Source organism: Psychrobacter sp. TS_SC_6 (assembly GCF_056156305.1).
In genome coordinates, this window is the sequence record NZ_CM149590.1 from 2107350 (window position 1) to 2126080 (window position 18731).

General features: G+C 40.4%; 17 protein-coding genes and 1 pseudogene. 3 read left to right on the top strand and 15 right to left on the bottom strand.

Annotated elements, in window-relative coordinates; translation table 11 throughout:
• Positions 1-55 precede the first annotated feature (55 nt).
• A protein-coding gene (locus AC0J5Y_RS08895; protein WP_475130352.1) for an IS3 family transposase occupies positions 56-1221 on the top strand; the annotation gives its coding sequence in 2 pieces (ribosomal slippage) (positions 56-314 and positions 314-1221; 1167 coding nt in all).
• Between the two features lie 238 nt (positions 1222-1459).
• Here the strand turns inward: AC0J5Y_RS08895 and AC0J5Y_RS08900 are convergent.
• A pseudogene (locus AC0J5Y_RS08900) lies at positions 1460-1843 on the bottom strand (transposase family protein); the annotation flags it as partial.
• 8 nt (positions 1844-1851) lie between these two features.
• A complete protein-coding gene (locus tag AC0J5Y_RS08905) occupies positions 1852-2292 on the bottom strand; it encodes a transposase family protein (protein ID WP_475130068.1) in 441 nt (146 codons plus the stop codon).
• Between the two features lie 352 nt (positions 2293-2644).
• Here AC0J5Y_RS08905 and AC0J5Y_RS08910 point away from each other — a divergent pair, with 352 nt between their 5' ends.
• Positions 2645-3346: a hypothetical protein gene (locus AC0J5Y_RS08910; RefSeq protein ID WP_475130353.1), complete on the top strand. Its 702-nt coding sequence runs from the start codon at positions 2645-2647 to the stop codon at positions 3344-3346.
• A 224-nt stretch (positions 3347-3570) separates the two neighbouring features.
• Here the strand turns inward: AC0J5Y_RS08910 and AC0J5Y_RS08915 are convergent, their stop codons facing one another.
• The 4 genes from AC0J5Y_RS08915 to AC0J5Y_RS08930 form a co-directional block, all read right to left on the bottom strand.
• Positions 3571-4023 (bottom strand): hypothetical protein, encoded by a 453-nt coding sequence (locus tag AC0J5Y_RS08915; RefSeq protein ID WP_475130354.1) that lies wholly within the window; start codon positions 4021-4023, stop codon positions 3571-3573.
• Between the two features lie 388 nt (positions 4024-4411).
• Positions 4412-5815 carry a YjiH family protein gene (locus tag AC0J5Y_RS08920; protein ID WP_475130355.1) on the bottom strand — a complete coding sequence of 468 codons (1404 nt, stop codon included), beginning with the start codon at positions 5813-5815 and terminating at the stop codon, positions 4412-4414.
• Between the two features lie 86 nt (positions 5816-5901).
• Positions 5902-6861 carry an arginase gene (locus AC0J5Y_RS08925; protein WP_475130356.1) on the bottom strand — a complete coding sequence of 320 codons (960 nt, stop codon included), beginning with the start codon at positions 6859-6861 and terminating at the stop codon, positions 5902-5904.
• Positions 6862-7089: 228 nt separating this feature from the next.
• Positions 7090-8184, bottom strand: a complete 1095-nt coding sequence (locus AC0J5Y_RS08930) for an ornithine cyclodeaminase (RefSeq protein WP_475130357.1) — start codon at positions 8182-8184, stop codon at positions 7090-7092.
• A gap of 168 nt (positions 8185-8352) precedes the next feature.
• On the opposite strand from AC0J5Y_RS08930, the gene AC0J5Y_RS08935 reads away from it, so the two are divergent.
• Positions 8353-8784: an Lrp/AsnC family transcriptional regulator gene (locus tag AC0J5Y_RS08935; protein WP_475130358.1), complete on the top strand. Its 432-nt coding sequence runs from the start codon at positions 8353-8355 to the stop codon at positions 8782-8784.
• A gap of 159 nt (positions 8785-8943) precedes the next feature.
• Here the strand turns inward: AC0J5Y_RS08935 and AC0J5Y_RS08940 are convergent, their stop codons facing one another.
• From AC0J5Y_RS08940 to AC0J5Y_RS08980, 9 genes are all read right to left on the bottom strand, one after another.
• Positions 8944-9675, bottom strand: coding sequence for a nucleotidyltransferase family protein (locus tag AC0J5Y_RS08940; RefSeq protein ID WP_475130359.1), 732 nt, complete (start codon positions 9673-9675; stop codon positions 8944-8946).
• Positions 9668-11020: an XdhC family protein gene (locus AC0J5Y_RS08945; protein ID WP_475130360.1), complete on the bottom strand. Its 1353-nt coding sequence runs from the start codon at positions 11018-11020 to the stop codon at positions 9668-9670. Before AC0J5Y_RS08945 ends, AC0J5Y_RS08940 begins: the two co-directional genes overlap by 8 nt.
• A 95-nt stretch (positions 11021-11115) precedes the next feature.
• Positions 11116-13569, bottom strand: coding sequence for a molybdopterin cofactor-binding domain-containing protein (locus AC0J5Y_RS08950; protein ID WP_475130361.1), 2454 nt, complete (start codon positions 13567-13569; stop codon positions 11116-11118).
• Positions 13570-13571: 2 nt separating this feature from the next.
• Complete coding sequence (locus tag AC0J5Y_RS08955; protein WP_475130362.1) at positions 13572-14564, bottom strand: FAD binding domain-containing protein; 993 nt, start codon at positions 14562-14564, stop codon at positions 13572-13574.
• Complete coding sequence (locus AC0J5Y_RS08960; protein WP_475130363.1) at positions 14561-15232, bottom strand: 2Fe-2S iron-sulfur cluster-binding protein; 672 nt, start codon at positions 15230-15232, stop codon at positions 14561-14563. Before AC0J5Y_RS08960 ends, AC0J5Y_RS08955 begins: the two co-directional genes overlap by 4 nt.
• Positions 15233-15349: 117 nt before the next feature.
• Positions 15350-16024: a glycosyltransferase family 2 protein gene (locus tag AC0J5Y_RS08965; RefSeq protein ID WP_475130364.1), complete on the bottom strand. Its 675-nt coding sequence runs from the start codon at positions 16022-16024 to the stop codon at positions 15350-15352.
• Positions 16025-16074: 50 nt separating this feature from the next.
• Positions 16075-16806: an SAM-dependent methyltransferase gene (locus tag AC0J5Y_RS08970; protein WP_475130365.1), complete on the bottom strand. Its 732-nt coding sequence runs from the start codon at positions 16804-16806 to the stop codon at positions 16075-16077.
• Positions 16790-17581, bottom strand: a complete 792-nt coding sequence (locus AC0J5Y_RS08975) for a PIG-L deacetylase family protein (protein ID WP_475132141.1) — start codon at positions 17579-17581, stop codon at positions 16790-16792. Before AC0J5Y_RS08975 ends, AC0J5Y_RS08970 begins: the two co-directional genes overlap by 17 nt.
• A 56-nt stretch (positions 17582-17637) precedes the next feature.
• Positions 17638-18726 carry an acyl-CoA dehydrogenase gene (locus AC0J5Y_RS08980; protein ID WP_475130366.1) on the bottom strand — a complete coding sequence of 363 codons (1089 nt, stop codon included), beginning with the start codon at positions 18724-18726 and terminating at the stop codon, positions 17638-17640.
• Positions 18727-18731: the final 5 nt, after the last annotated feature.

Here is an 18731-nt window from a genome sequence, read left to right on the forward strand (position 1 = left end):
TGAAAAAACTGTAGAACCAAACTTGGTAAACTAACGACTCAATGAGGAGTTTATCATGACTAAGAAAATCAGAACCTATAGTGCAGCATTCAAAGCTGAAGCCGTTAAAAAGATATCAGATAATAATGGCAATGTTTCAGCAACGGCAAAGCAGCTTGGCATCGCCATGCAGACATTATCTAACTGGCAAAACAAAGCTGATGAAGGCAAGCTGATCGGTACTAAAGAATACGATCCTGAGCTCATGGCTATACTAGAAGAGAATAAACGTCTTAAACGTGATCTCAAAGTTGCTCAGGAAGAGCGAGATATTCTAAAAAAGGCCACGGCGTACTTCGCGAAACACAGTTGATGAAGTACGTCTTTATCAAGGATAACCAGAAGATATTTAGCATTACCTGTATGTGTCGCGTATTAGATGTCAAGCCATCAAGCTATTACAACTGGATAAATCGTGGTGTCAGTAATCAGCAGATCCACCGCAACCAGTGTGAGCTGCTGGTTCGCGTGGCTCATGATGAGACTAAGCAGCGCTATGGCTGTGAGCGATTGCATGCTCATCTTGCAGGGCAAGGCCATCATATCAGTCAATACATGGTCAGACAAATCAAAAAGGAATACGGCATTGTTTGCCGTCGTCACAAGCGTTTTAAAGTTACCACCAACTCAAACCATAACAAGCTTATCTATCCAAACCTGCTCGATCAAAAATTTGATACCAGTCGTCCTAACGAAGCTTGGGTTAGTGACATCACTTACATATGGACAGATGAGGGTTGGCTATACTTAGCAGGCGTTAAAGACCTCTACACTAAAGAGATCATCGGCTATGCTATCCACAAGCGTATGACAGCAGATTTAGTTTGCCGTGCACTTAATATGGCCATCAAGAACAAACGACCCAGCCAAGCGCTGATTGTTCACTCTGACAGAGGAAGTCAGTACTGTAGTTACGAGTATAATAAGATCATTAAGAAACATAGATTTAAGGGCTCAATGTCCAGACGTGGTAATTGCTTTGATAATGCTCCAATAGAAAGCTTCTGGAGTATATTAAAGAATGAGTTGGTGTATCATCAGGACTATAAAACAAGGTTTGAAGCCATCAACGATATCATTAGATATATTGAGCTGTATTACAATCAGACGAGGATTCAAAAGGGCTTGGGCTATAAAACGCCAAGACAGATGTGGTTTGACTTTTATCGTCAGGCTGCGTAATTAAAATCTCCCAAGTCAATGTCTACAGATTTGACAGCATAGGTCAATTCTGCTGTCCATAGCATCTTATTCCCGTCAATGGAAAATCCAGCATATAAACATCAATATGGTTACAAATATTTGATATTAAAGTTAAACTAGATTTTCCTAAAAATTATGCCTCCAAAAAAAGCAATAACTAAGTTTTACTGTAGCGTTCATTTTATTATATATACCTATATTAGACCTCTTGCGAAAGTCATAGGTTAAGCTCGGAATTAACGATACCAGCAAACAGCTTCATTCTAAGATCATAGCGCTGACGACGGTTGCGATATTTATGAGCCACGATTTTGAACAATTTGATTAAGCCTATTTTGTGCTCAACCATAATACGGAACTTTGCCAGATAATGATTCGCCTGTTTGCATATCTCTAATAACTGACCACCACGAGGTTTTTTAAATGGCGTGAAGGTTTGGTTATGTAGTTTTGCTATACCTTGATAACCACTATCTGCTAGATAGTTAGTATTTTCAGGTAACCAGTCAGGACAAGTATCTTTATAGAGCTTAAAATCGTGGATTGACCCTTTGCAGGTTTGCACATCAAGTATCAAGCCTGTTTGCCAATGAACGATAACCTGCGCTTTTAATGTGTGCTGTTTTTTCTTACCGCTGTAGTAGTCGCTTTGGTTTTTTTTGGACGCTCAATTGGGGTTTCGGTCGCATCAACGATGACTACCCGCCAATTGATATCGTCATCGACGCGACATGGCAGCTTTTTGGGCAGTTCAAACTTGCCTGAATCAACCAGTACGTCTTCTACTTTACGAATAATGCGGCTGGCAGAAGACTCATGAATACCAAAGTCCATACTGATGTGGTATAGCGTTCGGTATTCACGCCAATAAGTAAGGGCCAGTAATATTTGTTCCTCAAGACTAAGCGCACTGGGTCTGCCTGATTTGGTCTTAGATAATTCATGCTCTTGCATAGCATCCAGCATTTCATGAAAGGTGGCTTTATGGATGCCAGTATAGCGTTTAAAACCAGCGTCACTTTGTTTGAGTAGCTTATCTATGTTTGGCATGGTTCCTAGCCAGTTATGAATGTATTAGTTATTTTAATTCCCTCTGCTACTTTTGCAAGAGGTCTATTTATAATGCAATCAAGTGATTCTACTCAAATACTCACCTTGACTTTGATTAAATAGTAGAAGCTATTGTTGTGTCATCTGGATTAAACCATATTATATTTTCCTAAATATTACATAAACGATCGTACACTAAGAACTTGCTACTAACGGATAATTTCATATTATATGTTATATATTTGATTAATAAAACTTTCAATATAAATTTTTATTGTTAGAAAATCTTATCAATGTTTTTTTAAAAATATACATGGCTGCCACACTCTAATACTAGAAGAAAGGATTTTTTATGATGTTTAAATTCTTTAAAAAATGGTCAGCAGCGCTAGGATTTGCAATACTTATACACCTAGGTGTCTTCTTTCTATTCTATATAAATTCGTATGAAAATCGTACAAAAAATATAGTTAATAGTCAGGAATTTATTGAAGATACTACTATGCATAATAATATAGAAAAGGATTATCCATCAACCATGACTCAAGCTCATGTAACAACGCTTGATACTGCAGAAAAGAGCCATGACATTGACAAAACTGAAGAGAGAGATTTACATGTAAGCAAAGAAACAATCAGTAAAACTAGGGAGAAAATGCTTAGTAAATCTTTAAAAGTTGTTAATCTTACCCCTGCTTATCCCTCGAAGATTGAAACAATAAATATTCAAAAATTACAAGAAAATAACAACATATTAGAAATAGAACGGGGTATTGATATAGTAACTAATAGTTTTCCTAATGATATTTTATCTAATCTTAAAGACGATGTAGTATTACTTAATACAGATACACCTATACGAAGTTCGAAATCTCAAACAGATAGAGATTATGATCTCATAAAATCCGAAATAGAAGAAACTAACGACCAACTTAGCGATGCTATTAATGAAGTAAAAAAACGCAATCAACAAAAAATAGATGAGATACAACAACAAAATAAATATATTCACAATAATGAAATTAATGACTTAGATATTAGTAATTCTGAATGAAAAAATTTTATAAGAATTATTTTACTAAAAATATGTCGAAATTAATAGGGCATGTTGAGAGAGGTTAGACAAGCCAAGGAAATCATATGTAAAGCAGCTGCTTTTTTCGGAATGGTCTCGGAGATTACCCTCTATGTAATTTCATAACCATTTTCAATTAACACTTTATAGATTTCTAGAACCTCATCTAGAATCTTTGTAGCCATCGTGTTATCTTTCATCATTTACCAAGGCTTACTAGAGTTCCTCCAATCGAAAGGCTTAAACTTTTCCTTGGCTGGCCACCAGCTAGAACTTTCAAACTGCTTGTTTTTAATATTCTCGTTTAGCAATCTGTTTATTTTACTTTTATTTTCACTTGCAAATTCAGAATGTCTGAATTTTCCTAAAAATCTTACGCCTAAACTTGGTTTATTATAATAATCTTGAAATTCAAAACAAATAATTCCAATATCTTCTATGCTCCCGAAGCTAAATTTTTCATACTTACTACCTACTTTCATATTTCTTAGAATAATTTTTTGAGGACGATTTTTAGCATTTAGGTATAAATCGGATTTAAGCTTTCTAACCAATTCTTTTTTCATTTTTTCAACATTATTATGGAAATCCAGGCTAGCCTCCATAGTATTCTTATTTCGGCTCATAATTTCTAAAACTGTTTTATACTCATTCATACCCCAACCTCTGTAAACTTTTTTTTCGTAATACTGATCTCTGAGGGCTCGACCAGATGAAAATGAATGGTAAAACCTTGGCAGTAGCTTAGGATCGTTAAGGTGGCAATCGCTTGTCTACCGCTACAATTTATGACATGCATGGTCTTAGAGACCCTGCCCTTGCGCATATGCTGACCATGATTTGTATGATAACGAGGCTAAAGCGGTGTTTTGGCACGCTTAATATCAACCAAACATATTAAGTTGCAGTTGGTTAACTGGCTTTGAAAAACGACGATCTTGTGAGTAGCTTGATTTTAATAGCAAAAAACCGCCTTAATAAGTGGTTTTTTGCTGCTAATTTTTTTATTCAGACTTGGTACAGCCAGTTTTCAGAAAATTCTATTTAAAAAATCATATGAGCACATAATGCAATAATTGGTAATGAAATAATGGTTCTTAATAGAAAGATTATCAATAACTGAAAAAAGCTAACCGGGATCTTTGTTGCTAAAATCAATCCACCTACTTCTGACATATAGATCAGTTGAGAGACTGATAAGCAAGCAATGACAAACCGCGTTAACTCGGATTCTATTGAAAAACCGATGATCGCAGGTAAAAACATATCAGCAAAACCCACCATAATGGTTTTTGACATTTCTGCTGCAAAAGGTATATTCATTAATTCTAAGAATGGAATAAACGGCATACCTAAATAATCAAATATAGGTGTTTCTTCTGCAACGATTAAGCCCATCGTCCCGATTGCCATAACGACAGGCAATATTCCGATCCACATATCCAAAATATTTTTTAACCCATCATTTAAGAAAGTAAAAAAGCTTGGACTCTTTTCTGCTTTGTGAACGGCTTTTTGTAACCCGTGGGCAAATAATGTTTTTCCTTCGGGAATGGTCTCATGATCTCTATCACTATTTTCTACTACATACGTATTGTCAATTTTAGATAAAGGCAATAACCTTGGTACTATTAAAGCACAAACAATCCCGCATAAAGCAACCACCCCAATCATATTGAGAAAGTAGCTTTCTAGCTTAACCTGAGAGATGACGACCAAACAGAATGTAATCGAAACTGCTGAAAAGCTTGTAGCAATAACAGCTGCTTCTTTTTTAGTATAAAACCCACTTTCCAATTGTTTATCAGTTAACAATACGCCAATAGTTCCATCACCCAACCATGATGTCAAACAATCTACAGATGACCTACCGGGTAAACCAAATAGAGGTCTCATTACCTTACTTAATAAAACCCCAAAAAATTCTAATAAGCCAAAGTCAAGCAATAACGGTAGCAATAACCCAGCCAAAAAAAATACAATAAAAAGTATTGGCATTAATTCATATAATATTAAACCCCCAATACTATCTGAATATATAAATTCATAACCATACTTAAAATAGGTAACGACAGCAAAAAATGCACCAAGCATTCTAATAACAAGCCAAGGCGTTGTAACGTTCAATAAATTATTTAAAAATGTATTATTTAAAATAACTGAAGGTTTTATGATTTTAGTGTATAAAGTACAACACAATGTAATCATAATTGAGATTACGACAAACAGTGGCAAAAGGCTGCCTATGTAACCTTGTATATAATCCTTTAAAACAGAGATAGGAATGGTAAAGCCTTCTGCATATGATCCAAATTTACCATCTACATAGGGAATTGGAAATACGAAAAGCAACAAACCTATTATAGAGGGTATAAAGAATTTCAAAAATTGTCTGATACTGATACTGCCGACATCTTGACTTGAAGCATTGGCTTTAATAATGTCCATATTATTTTTACTCGCAGTCCATTTTTTAACTAGCATAAATAGATTTTTTTATGCTAGATCCTTTAACTCATTTTAAATAATTTATACTAATAGTTATTTAAAAGAGACTGTGTCACTTTTTCTAAAATTTTAAATATTCTGGTCGAGTCATCTTTTGAATTATTATACAAAGGATTGATTTCTGCCATTTCCCAACAGCATACTTTCTTATTCTTGATCAATTCTATGTTAAGTTGCATGGCTTGTTCATAAGAAAGACCATTCATTGCAGGCGTACCGGTTCCTGGCACATATAAAGGATCAACACTATCAACATCAAATGAGACATAGATATGATCACAATATTCTAGTTTTTTGAAGATTTCTTCTACTGTGGCACTGATTCCTTTCTGAGTTATCTCAGCAACGCTATACACAGGGATCTTATGTCTTCTAATTAAATCCATTTCTTCTTCTTGATAATCCCTAACAGCACAAAAGACCACATTTTCTGGCTTGATTGATGGTTCGCTTGATGCCATAAATTTTAACTTTTCCCAATACTCTTTTTCTTTTTCAGTGAGCTCATTGCGCTGGCATTCTAAATTGTCAATGGCACAAGCCATCGCCAAAGGCATGCCATGCATGTTTCCTGATCCACTGGTATATGGTGAATGAAAGTCAGCGTGTGCGTCTATGTAGACCACACCAATTTCAGCATCAGGATGCGCCATTTTTAGGCCATGCATCGTTCCTGCACAACTAGAATGATCTCCGGCTAAGACAATTGGGAATTTATTCTCATTTCTTATATCTTTTATTTTATGTGCTAACTTAGAGATAATCGGTTCAATCACATCAGCATATTTTGCATGCGCAAATTGTGATTCCCCTTCGCTATTACTATCATCCTCAATACTGTCGAATTGCAATTTTTCAAAATAATCTGCATTGAGTTCTTTTGATGACGCTTTTAATGCATCAATACCTAGAGAGGCGCCTTTTTTATATCCTGCGATATCTGAATAAACTTCTACTATTCTTATATTTTTCATCAAATCAGTCATGATTTTGTCTCTATTAAATAAAATAATTTTTACATCAACTCAAATTCATTTTTATATATTAAAGCTCTTGAAAATTAGCAGATAGATTTAAAACAATAAACATATCCACAACTATCCAAGAGCTTTGCCAAACATAGATAAAATTTAAAAAAATGATGCGGGTTTTAAACGTTATACAAAATGAGAAAGGCTTATCATTTAGTGTATTGATTAATTTTTTACGATAATTTAGCACATAGCCACAGCTTCATTTGTCACTAGGCTATGATCTTTGCTATGTTCTTTCACTACCGAATATAGATTTTTAGGGTCAGCTTGCTGAGGTATCAGATCTAAAATCTCATATCCTCCCTGCTCTCTGATCAAGTCGCGTAAAAATACCAATGCCGTAAAGTCTTCTGATGCAAACCCAACACCATCAAATACGACTAGATCATCAGCTGACGTTCGAGCTTGCACTTCACCTTTGAGGATGCGATGAAATTCAGTAACAGGGAAATCGCTTGATAGATTTTGGATCTCCCCCTCAATGCGTGTCTGAGGCTCAAACTCCACAATCACATGATCTGCTCGCATTAATATATTGCTATCCAGCTCTGTCTTACCAGGACAATCACCGCCTATCGCATTGATATAAACACCTTTTGTGATTATATCGTCGTGTAAAATAGTGGCATTGGTTTTATCAGCCGTACAGGTAGTAATGATCTCTGCGCCTAAAACCGCTTCTTCTAAGGTGCGACAAACAATGACTTTTAAACCTGAGTCTGAAAGATTATCAGCCGTTTTCTGCGATGCCGCTAGATCAATATCATACAAACGAACTTCTGAGATACCCGTTATGGCTTTCATACCCAATGCTTGAAATTCAGACTGAGCACCGTTTCCTATTAATGCCAACTTTTTAGCACCTTTTGGGCCGCAATGTTTGGCCAACATAGCTGATGTGGCAGCCGTACGTAATGCCGTAAGGATGCACATTTCTGTCAGCAAAATAGGATATCCAGTTTCGACATCGGACAGCAAGCCGAAAGCCGCTACCGTCTGGAGATTTCGTTTGGTATTAATGGGGTGACCATTAACATATTTACAAGCAAACATCTCTCCATCACTAACTGGCATCAACTCGATGACACCGTCTTTTGAATGTGAAGCAAAGCGAGAAGATTTTTCAAATTGATCCCAACGAAGAAAATCCTGCTCTAAAGCATCTACTAGATCTACAATACATTGCTCAACACCATAATCATGAATCATTTTAGCCATCGCTTGTACACTAACAAATGGCACGCCTTCCTTGGGTGATACGATAAATTTAGACATTGATGCTTTTCCTTTTCATGAATATTGTTTATTGAACCGACAATTGATATCCTACCAACTATAATTGTCAGTTAAAATGTCAATAAGTTATTAAATATGGACGTATTTTTGATATATTGTTAGGTGCTACTTATCATAATGTCAAAATTCAATGAAGGAAGCATTTTTATGGCCTATTACACTTATGATTCTTTAGATAGTGAGCTGATATCTGAACTTCGACAAGATGGTCGAGCAACCATCTCAAACCTTGCTAAAAAACTCAAAGTCTCTCGTGCTACTGTCCAAAACAGATTGGATAGACTGATGCATAACGGCGCTATTTTAGGATTTACGATTCGAGTGCATGAAGCACTAGATAAAGAGACCATCAAAGCGATGATGATGATTGAAGTAACAGGAAAGTCTACGTCACAAGTGATTAGAAAGCTACGAGGTATCCCGCAACTGATTAAGCTACATACGACCAATGGAGCGTGGGATTTGGTAGCAGAAATACACACCACAAGCTTGAGAGAATTTGATGAAGTATTGCGTCAAGTTAGAGAGATTGACGGCATTCTTAACAGCGAAACCAGTGTTCTGCTTTCGAGTTTGTAATATAACTATACCCAAAAAAATATGTTCAGCATAGCTCCTCTTGATAATATTTTTTGATCAGTTTGTCCTTTGATCCTACGCTACTTTTATCATTTTATTTCATCGTAATCCTTAAACTATATACTCCTATGTTTATAATTACCCATTTTTTATACATGACTAAATATCAAGCCAATGCTGTTGTCTGGCATGAAGAAGCTGTTCGGGCGTATCGATATCATAGCTAAGTTGATGGTTTATGACCGTACTTAACTCATTTGATGGTAAGGCTCTAATCAAATGGCGCAGACCTTTATCCCCTATCAATGCTGGTTGCCATCGTTTGAGACACTCAACATTAATGACTATTGGAAGACCGATGATATTATTTTTACTGATATCAGTAGAATACGCTTTATCTAGACATTGATAACGACTAGCGACCACTGTGCTTTTGAACGCTAGTAACTCTGTCAAATGATTACTATTTAGTAATACTTGATCGACCCCCATGATTAACACCCGCTTAATCACTAAGTTCTTTAAGCCAAACAAAGCGTCAATACCAAGAGACAAGCTATGCGCCATACCCGTTTTAGGTATTAAATTAGTCACGGTATAGAGTATTGGATTTTGATAGACCAACCTATTGATCGCATCAGTGATTGCTGGTGGATCTTGAGCAATGACAACAATAACGGCAAGGGGCTTGGTGGCTAATGCTATTTTGGTCATGTAATTGATAAGAGGTTCGCCATGCTTATTAAGCAGTTGCTTAGATTGACCAAGGCGCTGGCTCAGACCGCTCGCTAAGACGATAACAGCATGGTCTTGTCCATCATTCTCTGTGCTGCTAGGCAATGCCGTCTTGATGGGTAACATAGAATGATTGGTATCAACATCGCTAGTCATGGGCGTAATCATTTTCATAATTACTAAAAGCCGTTTGCTCTGTGATATCCAGGTCATATTGGCTATTTAAAAGTGAGGTTTGCGAGGTATGTCCATGAATCACTGCACTCATTTGCGCCATGATACTGAGCGCCAGCGCTTCAGGTCCCTCCCCGCCCAATTTATAACCGATAGGATAATGCAGTTTGCTAATACCATCTGCTAACATTTGCGGATTAGCACTTGCCTGACGGATTTCTTCGATTAAACGTTCAGTACGATAGCGGGGTCCCAGTTGTCCAAGATAACGATAGTGAGCAGACTGCTCTAGTAACACGGCAAGTCGAGCGCGGTCTTGAGTCAGACTATGAGACATGACAGCAATAGCAGCGCCTGCACTGAGCTTGCGCAATGTGTCGCTATCATCTAATGCGACGCACAGTACCGAGTCTGCTTGGCTAAAGCGCAAACGCGTTGCATATTGTGGACGACTGTCTATTACTGTGACATGCCAATCTTGTAGCTTTGCCATTGTTACCAGTGGTATAACATCGTTACCTGCCCCGCAAATCAGTAATCGTATCTGTGGACAAATACGCTGGAATAACCACTCGGTTTTATGCTGCCCATCACCTGTAGCTTGTAATTCTAAATCGCCCATTAGCTTCATATATTCAGTATTTTTTTGATGAAACTTATGGTTTGATAGTTTTTTAATCGCATTTAACAACACATCAGCTATGGCAGTATTTAAGTTGCTTGCCATATTTCGCTTCAAATATACATCAGCCATATTTTCTGTTTTTAAATACTTATCTAAATAAATACGACTACCAACTTGCAGGTCGAGCGCTCCGTTTTCGCTACTATCCGACCTAATAAGAGTGGCAATCGTTACTGGCTGTTGAGTATTACGAACCTGACGAATTAGATCCAATAGCGGTATTGCTGTCGCTAAACGCTCAAACAATACATGCACTCGTCCATTACAACCCAATCCAAAATTGAGCTCGCCCTCTAAAAGATCGTTTTCAAACATATCTGCATCTTTAGTACTAGCATTATCATCGTCTACAATAGTCAAATCAGAGTCCCCATTTTTATGATATCCAATATCATCCCCTGTTTGGTATATCTGGACGCTCGCGCCATGACGGGTTAGCCAAAAGGCACGTTTGATAATATGCGGCTCAAGACAACCACCACTAATCATTCCTACCGAACGTCCATCAGCGCAGATAAGCATCATCGCACCCGGCTGACGGTACGCCGAGCCTTCTGTACGAACTACGGTAGCTAATACAGCATCAATGTTTTGTTGTGTCGCTTGCTCAGCAAGCTCAAGGATATCAGCAGCTTGATTCATAACGTTCCTTATAGACTTACCAATGAGCTTAGAGAATAAGCTAAAAAAACCCGCTGTTTAATCGGGTTTTTTAGCAAAACAGTATTTGATAAGAATCAATCTGGCAGTTGGTCAATAAGCTTATCTAGCGTAATGGGAAAGTCTCGTACCCGAATGCCAACTGCATTATAAACAGCATTGGCAATCGCTGCGGCAGCACCTGAAATGGCTGTTTCACCAATGCCTTTGATATGCATTGGATTGGTATAACGATCATCTTCTTCTAGCAAAATAACTTCTAGTTGCGGTACATCAGCATTGACAGGAATATGATATTCAGAAAGGTCGTGATTACATAGGCGCCCGTCATGCTTATCATGGATAACTTCTTCCATCAACGCTGAACCTATGCCAAATACCATGCCGCCATAGCACTGGGAAGTAGCAGTTTTGTGATTAAGGATACGCCCAGCGGCGAACACACCCGTCATCCGCTTAACTCGAATTTCACCCGTCACTCGGTGCACAGCGACTTCTGCAAAATTGGCCCCGAATGAAGATTGGCGATGGGTTTTTTCATTTTTACCCGGTTTAATCTTACCTTTAGCACTTAACTGTTGCTCTTCATACTGCGCCACGATATCAGCCAGTGAATAAGTGTTGTGATCACTAAAATCATACCTGCTGTGTTTCGCCTCCTGTTGTTCTGGTAGGCGTTCCAATACAGATTCGGGGAGGGAGATGTTCGTCTTTTCTGCTAACTTACCTGCGAGCTCGGCGGCGACATCTTTACCAGATTCAATAATGGTCTCTGTCACTGTCTCTTTATGCTCTCCCATCTCGCTAATCTGACCATCTCTTAGCTGGATGGTATCAGGATATAGTCCGACCTTTCTTGCCAGCATTTCACGCAATTGCTGACACGACAGATAAATACTGCTACCTGAGCTTGCCGCACCCATACTACCACCTGAACCAACGGCTGGTGGCATACTGGTATCACCAAGCTTCATCTCAATATGGTCAACCGGTAGACCAAGCAGGTCAGCAGCAATTTGGGTAAATACGGTATAAGAGCCCGTACCAATATCGGTCATATCCGTCTCAATAATGGCTTTGATCCCAAGCTTTTTTGAGTCATCGACTTGTAAGGTTGCCCTTGCTTCAGAAAGCTTTAACTGATTACCACGGGCAGCAGCAGCCATACCAATACCCAACCACCAGTCTCCTTCTAAGCGCTTGGCAGGCATATTATGGCGTTTCTCCCAACCAAACTGTTCAGCGCCTTTTTCCATACAGGCAATCAGCTGCCGAGTTGAAAAAGGGATTTCTTGACTGGGATCTTGCTTAGGCTCATTACGGCGGCGTAGCTCTATAGGATCGATATCTAACTGAATGGCCAACTCGTCCATGGCACATTCAACAGCAATTAAGCCCACCGCCTCTCCAGGGGCGCGCATAGAACCTGATAGAACTTTATTGACATCAACCATCTGATAGTCGACCTGTCGATTCTCACCGCGATAGAGATAGTGAGTAGACAGGGCTGCGGGTTCAAAGAAGCTTTCACCGGGTAAATTGCTAGTGATGGTATTATGGATAAAAGTATTAATAATACCGTTCTTATTACAGCCGATGCCAATCCGTTGACGCGTATCTGAGCGCCTTATGGTGGTTTCCATAACTTGCAGACGAGTCATCACAATCAATACTGGACGATTAAGCTCCTTTGCAGAAATGGCCGCAGCAATCGATTCAGGTGCAATACCAAGTTTACTACCAAAACCGCCACCAACATAACGAGCAATCAGTTGCACATTATCTGGATCCAAATTTAGGGCATCCGCCACTTGTTGTTTGCAAGAAGACAACATCTGATTGGAAGTATACATAATTAACTTCTCATCTTCCCAATAAGCCAAGGTGGCATGTGGCTCCATGGGGGAATTACTCTGGCTTGGCGTATGATAAATCTGATCAAACGAAACCTCAGACTCTTTAAGTGCTTGCTCAGGGCTACCCTGTTTATGATTCTTGTCCGAGCCTTTGTTTTCATCAACCGGATGCGCATTTCCCAATGCTGAGCTAAAATCTATCACCGCCTCTGCTGTTTCATCTTTATAAGTTACCTTGAGAGCTTTTGCACCTTCGGTAGCCGCTTCAAAGGTTTCAGCGATTACAGCAGCTATTGGCTGACCATGGTAAAAAATCTCAGCGACTCCTTGAGTGGGTGCTTTTTTCTCTCCACCTTGCTGGGCATTACGCAAAAAATGCTTGGGATCAGTGACCACTTTAATAATACCTGGAATCGCTTCTACAGCATGGCTATCAATATGCGTAACCTTGCCTTTAGTAATGGTCGCACCAACTAAGACGCCGTAAACCTGTCCTTCAATATAAAATTCTGCGCTATAAGTCGCTTGTCCACTGACCTTCAAGGAACCGTCTACACGGTTGATAGGTTTACCAACCAATTGACTGGCCGTTTTATCAAAAAGAGTATCAACAGGGTTATCCATGGTCAGTTTTTTTGTGGGTTCTGATGGCAGTACTGAGTCCAATAGTGACATGATTATGCTCCCTTACTCGTTAGTGCGCGCTCAATAACTTGCTTTAACAAGCGACGCGTCAGCGGTATCTTAAAGTCGTTTTGACCATTACCACAGGCATCCTTTAATAACAAATCTGCCGCTTGTGAAATAATGCCAAGGTTACCGTCTGTGCCCGTTAATAGCGCTTCAACCGCTTCATTACGCCAAGGCTTAGTGCCGATACCACCAAATGCCAAACGTACCGTTTCTAATTTTTTTTGATTATTAATATTGATTACTGCCGCGCAGGACACTAACGCAAAGGCATAAGAGGCGCGATCGCGAACCTTATCATAAGTGTGCATGCCCTTCACTGGGGCTGGCAGCACAATATGAGTAATCAGCTCCCCTGTCTCTAAAACCGTTTCGATATTGGGGGTGTCTCTTGGCAAGCAATAGAAGTCTTTGATTGGAATCTGACGAGAGGTACCGTCTGCTCTGAGCGTCTCAATGATGGCATCGAGTAAGCGCATCGCTACCGCCATATCTGATGGGTGCTGAGCAATACAGTTATCACTCGTTCCTAAGACAGCAAGCGGACGATTTTCACCTTTAATAGCGGGACAACCAGAATCAGGATTGCGTTTATTGCAAGGACTATCGGGCTGATAAAAGTAGTAACAACGGGTGCGTTGTAATAGATTGCCGCCTGTAGTCGCTTTATTGCGCAGTTGCCCTGACGCCCCTGCTAACATTGCGCGAGCTAATACAGGATAGCCTGCGGTGACTAAGGGATGTGCGGCCAAGTCGCTATTGGTGACTAATGCACCGATGCGCAAACCTCCATCAGAATTAGGTTCGACTGCTGATAATTCAAGGCGCGTGATATCAACCAATTTTTGAGGAGCCTCAATCTCAATCTTCATTAAGTCCAATAAATTGGTGCCACCAGCAATGAATGAAGCGTCTTTAGGAGTAGCAAACATCACGGCTTGTTGCGGCTCTAACGCACGGATATATTCAAAGCGTTTCATGACTGTTCTCCTTCAGCATTAGCAGCATTGTCAGTTTGCTTTACTACTGACTGATTGCCAATTTGTGCCTCGCTTGGCGGCGGTGACCAAATACCGCTAATAGCTCGATTGGCTGCCCTATTATCAGACTCATCGTCAGTCACTGAAGAGGCCTTTGGTACTTGCTTTTCAAGTACCTGAGAGATAGCGCTAATAATATTAGGATAGGCTGAACAACGACAAAGATTACCACTCATGCGCTCAGCAATTTCTTGTACCAGCAGGCCATTGGGATTTTGCAAGTCAGTCGTCACATGACTTGGCCACTGCTGCTTAATCTCCTCTATCAATGCCGTTGCTGAACAAATCTGTCCCGGTGTACAGTAGCCACATTGAAACGCATCATGGTCTTTAAAAGCCTGTTGTAACTCTGATAGCGACTCAGGTAGTCCGATACCTTCAATGGTGGTAATCTCATCACCATCGTGCATGATTGCCAATGTCAAGCAAGCATTGACCCGTCTCCCATTAATAAGCATCGTACAAGCGCCGCATTGCCCGTGATCGCAGCCCTTTTTTGGTCCAGTAATCTGTAGGTGATGACGACAAACATCAAGCAATGTCGTTCGCGGGTCAAGACTATCAAACGCATAATCTTGCTGATTAATCGTTAATGTTAAATGATTCATGCTGGCTTCTCGCTGGCAAATAGTAATAAATTATTAGATTAAGTTTTGTCACGGCTGTATGTTGTTAAATTTTGTTGGCACTCAATCATAAATCTGTATAACCCTATATGACGTATCTCAATGTCGACTGTTTTGTTCTAGATTGGTTAGAAACGCTGCAAAACCCTCATTTGCCCGAGCCTGCAAGCGACTACTGGTCCGCACACGGATGCGATTGCTCCAAGTGATGGCATAGCTTTGTGCTGCAAATCTTTCAACCAGATCCACATCTTCATGACAAGGCATAGGCGCAAAGCCGCCAACCGCCAGATAAGCCTCACTGCTAAAACTTAAGTTTGCCCCATGAATATGACGATGTCCCATCCTATCTTGGTAATGGGCGATATACTCTTTTTGAGTTTGCGCGGTCAAATGTGTCCAGCTGTCGATGTCCACCACACCGCAAATCATATCTGTCAGTTGATGGCAAAGGTGTTCTACTTGCTGTACCAACCAATCCATAGGCACAGATGAGTCAGCGTCTGTACAGGCAAGCCAGGTTGCACCATTTGCGATCGCATGGCGAATGCCAATGTCTCTGACTTGTCCTACACATCGATAGTCACAGCATAGATAATCAGTACCTGCAGCTTCGACAAGAAACTGCGTATCATCGCTGCAACTGTCCAGTACCACCAGCGTATAAACGTCAATAACTGAGGGTAACTGCTCGATAGCAATCCGTACTGATGCCAAGCATTTGGCGATAGTCAGCGCCTCATTATGAGCAGGAATTACGATACCGATTTTCATCCCTTCTACCCTCGCCTATTTTGCTCAGTATTTCTGAGTTTTATACTTGTTTATATCAAGTTTTCTTGCCTCGCTACCGAACTTTGGGATCGTTGCCAAACGTCTAACAAAAAATCACTGTCTAGTATTTGGCTTTGATGATTAAACGCAATCTGATGCTTCTCATTCTCCATGAGGTTAAAGGCATGATGAAGACATTTATGCACGGTCTCACCTGTCATGGCAAAACCCTCAATTGCGTAGCGCCAATGACAGCATAGCAATGTACCGCCTATAGCAAGGTTTTGCTTTATCCAAGCGATCACTGTGTCAATATCGGTCGGCGATAAATAATATAAAATTTCACTAATGACAATCAAATCAAAGGGCACTGCCATAACAGGTGTATCGCCCGCTAAAGGATAAGCTTCCAAAAGCGCAGCTTTTAGAGTGAATAATTTAACAGGAATCACACCCTGAATAACCTTAACATGAGACAGCTCAGCCAAGCGCGCTTTGGCAAGTTGCACCGCCTGATGATTGCCATCAAGGCTGACCAAAGCCTGACAACGACGTGCTAAGAGCTCACTAAGCACACCGTTGCCGCAGCCCAATTCGATGCCATGCTTATACTGAGATTGCGGCAGTACCGCAAGACACATATCACGCTTTCGTTTTTCGTACCAGCGAGTCTGATATTGCCATGGGTCGGTATTACCTCTATATAACGTATCAAAGTACGATTCTGAATAACTCTCATATTGACTGTCGTCAGCCAAGCTGGCTTTAGATACGTGACTCATGTATATACACCTCCCACGGCTGGCTGATTCTAGCGATCGTTTGCGCGGATAAAACAGGTGGATTACCCGTACTTACATCAATGGTCACTTGACTCTCAAAGCAGGCGATGGCGTCTACTTTACGCTGTCGCTGCTCCGGGGTTAAATCAACTTTTATGGCGCAATGCCAAGGAATACGGCTGTCCGCAGGCTTTGCCCAATGCCATGCCCAAATGAGTACCTGATAACAGGCTAAATGATATTGTTTGGCAAAAGAGGCAACCACTCGTCCGGTTGCTTCATGGTCAGGATGCCCATCGCGCATAAAAGGCGTTATTAAAATATCGTTAGGTTGGATAATGGCTGATAATTTTTGGTAAAGTTTGTCTTGTTGGCTAAAGACTTCGCCATCTGCTAAATGTAGAGTAAGGGTCGTGACCTGATGAGCAATGCCTAATACTTCCAGCGCTTTAATACTTTCTTGTGGTCGGATCATATCAAGGCTTTCTTGAGTGTAGAGTGTCGAGTTTGGATGGCTTTGTGTGCCATTGGTCACGTGAATAAGAACGATAGGATTGCCATGCACCGCCAGTTGCTGCATGAGACCACCACAGCCCAGTACTTCATCATCAGGATGCGGGGCAAAGATACAGACACGTTGATGCAGGGCAAAGCTTTTTGCCATGTCCAATCGAGGCAAATCATGCAATCCTGACCAATTTCTCCAAGCCTCCTGACTGGTGCCCGCGCCTTCAATAATCCGGTCACCCACAATCGGATGGCTACTCTCAAGCATATCAGAATGGGTCACGGTAACCTCTTTTTCTGCAAGCTCTATCGTCTTATTGGATATTACAGTTGCCATATATTGCTCCGCCTAGCTGTTGACTCACGCACTAAAACGCTAGATAGCTCGCCGATTTTTTGCAAATCAAAAGCGCCATGGCTTTGGCGTATAAACACAGGTAGATCTGCTGACAATCTGGCAAAATGGGCATTGTGACAAAATGGCGCTGCTCCCAATGCTTGCCCGACAACGTCTATTACTTGGCGAGCGACCTTTTCAACGTGCGCTCTTAGCTGACGTATGGCAAGCTCATGATTCAGCTGTGGCTGGCTATCTATTAAATCGGCAACATAATAAAAATACTGCTGAGTGACTGCCAAATTCGTACTAATCTGACCCAAATACATGGCTTTATAATCGTGTGGTTTCTGCTGATAGGCATCGATTAAGTAGCTTGCTAAGTAAGCTGTTGCCCCATACCAGCAAGCAGCAACGCCTGCCGCCCCGTGCCAAAATCCCACTCGTTCTAGATAGGTATTGGCTGCTCCAACTTGACTGGCTGGCACCTCAGAAAACCGTAAAGTTGCTGTATCAGTGGCTTGCATCCCTACTGCCTGCCATGCTTCGTTATCAATTTTTATGCCGGTTTGCTGCATATCTATGGTAAGTAGTTGTGATTGATCGCGCTTATTACGATAGGTTATTAGCGCATGCTCTACAATGTTGGCTCCTGAACACCACCCTTTTGTACCACTGATTTTACCCTGCTGATAAACAATAGGATCAGGGGAGCCCTCTGCTGCCCAAATAGCCCATAATCCTTGATCAGCTTTACCATGACCCACCTCATATAAAATACTTAAGGCATCTAAATGCGACTCAAACCATTTTGCAATCGTTAAATCAATTCCTGCCACATAGGCCAATATCCGCCAACGATTTAATGTGTTTGAGACTTCACCCTTTATAGCGCTAGCACCACTGGCAGGATACGGGATTTTCTCACTATAGCTAATTAAAGCTTTTAGAATGTCATAGCGTAAAGTATCGGTTAAAACGAGCATTTTCATGCTCTCATTATCAGCACATATGATATTTTCTATGCTGGCGTTAATCTCTGATAACAAAGGATTTGTTTTATCGGACAGTAGCATAAAGG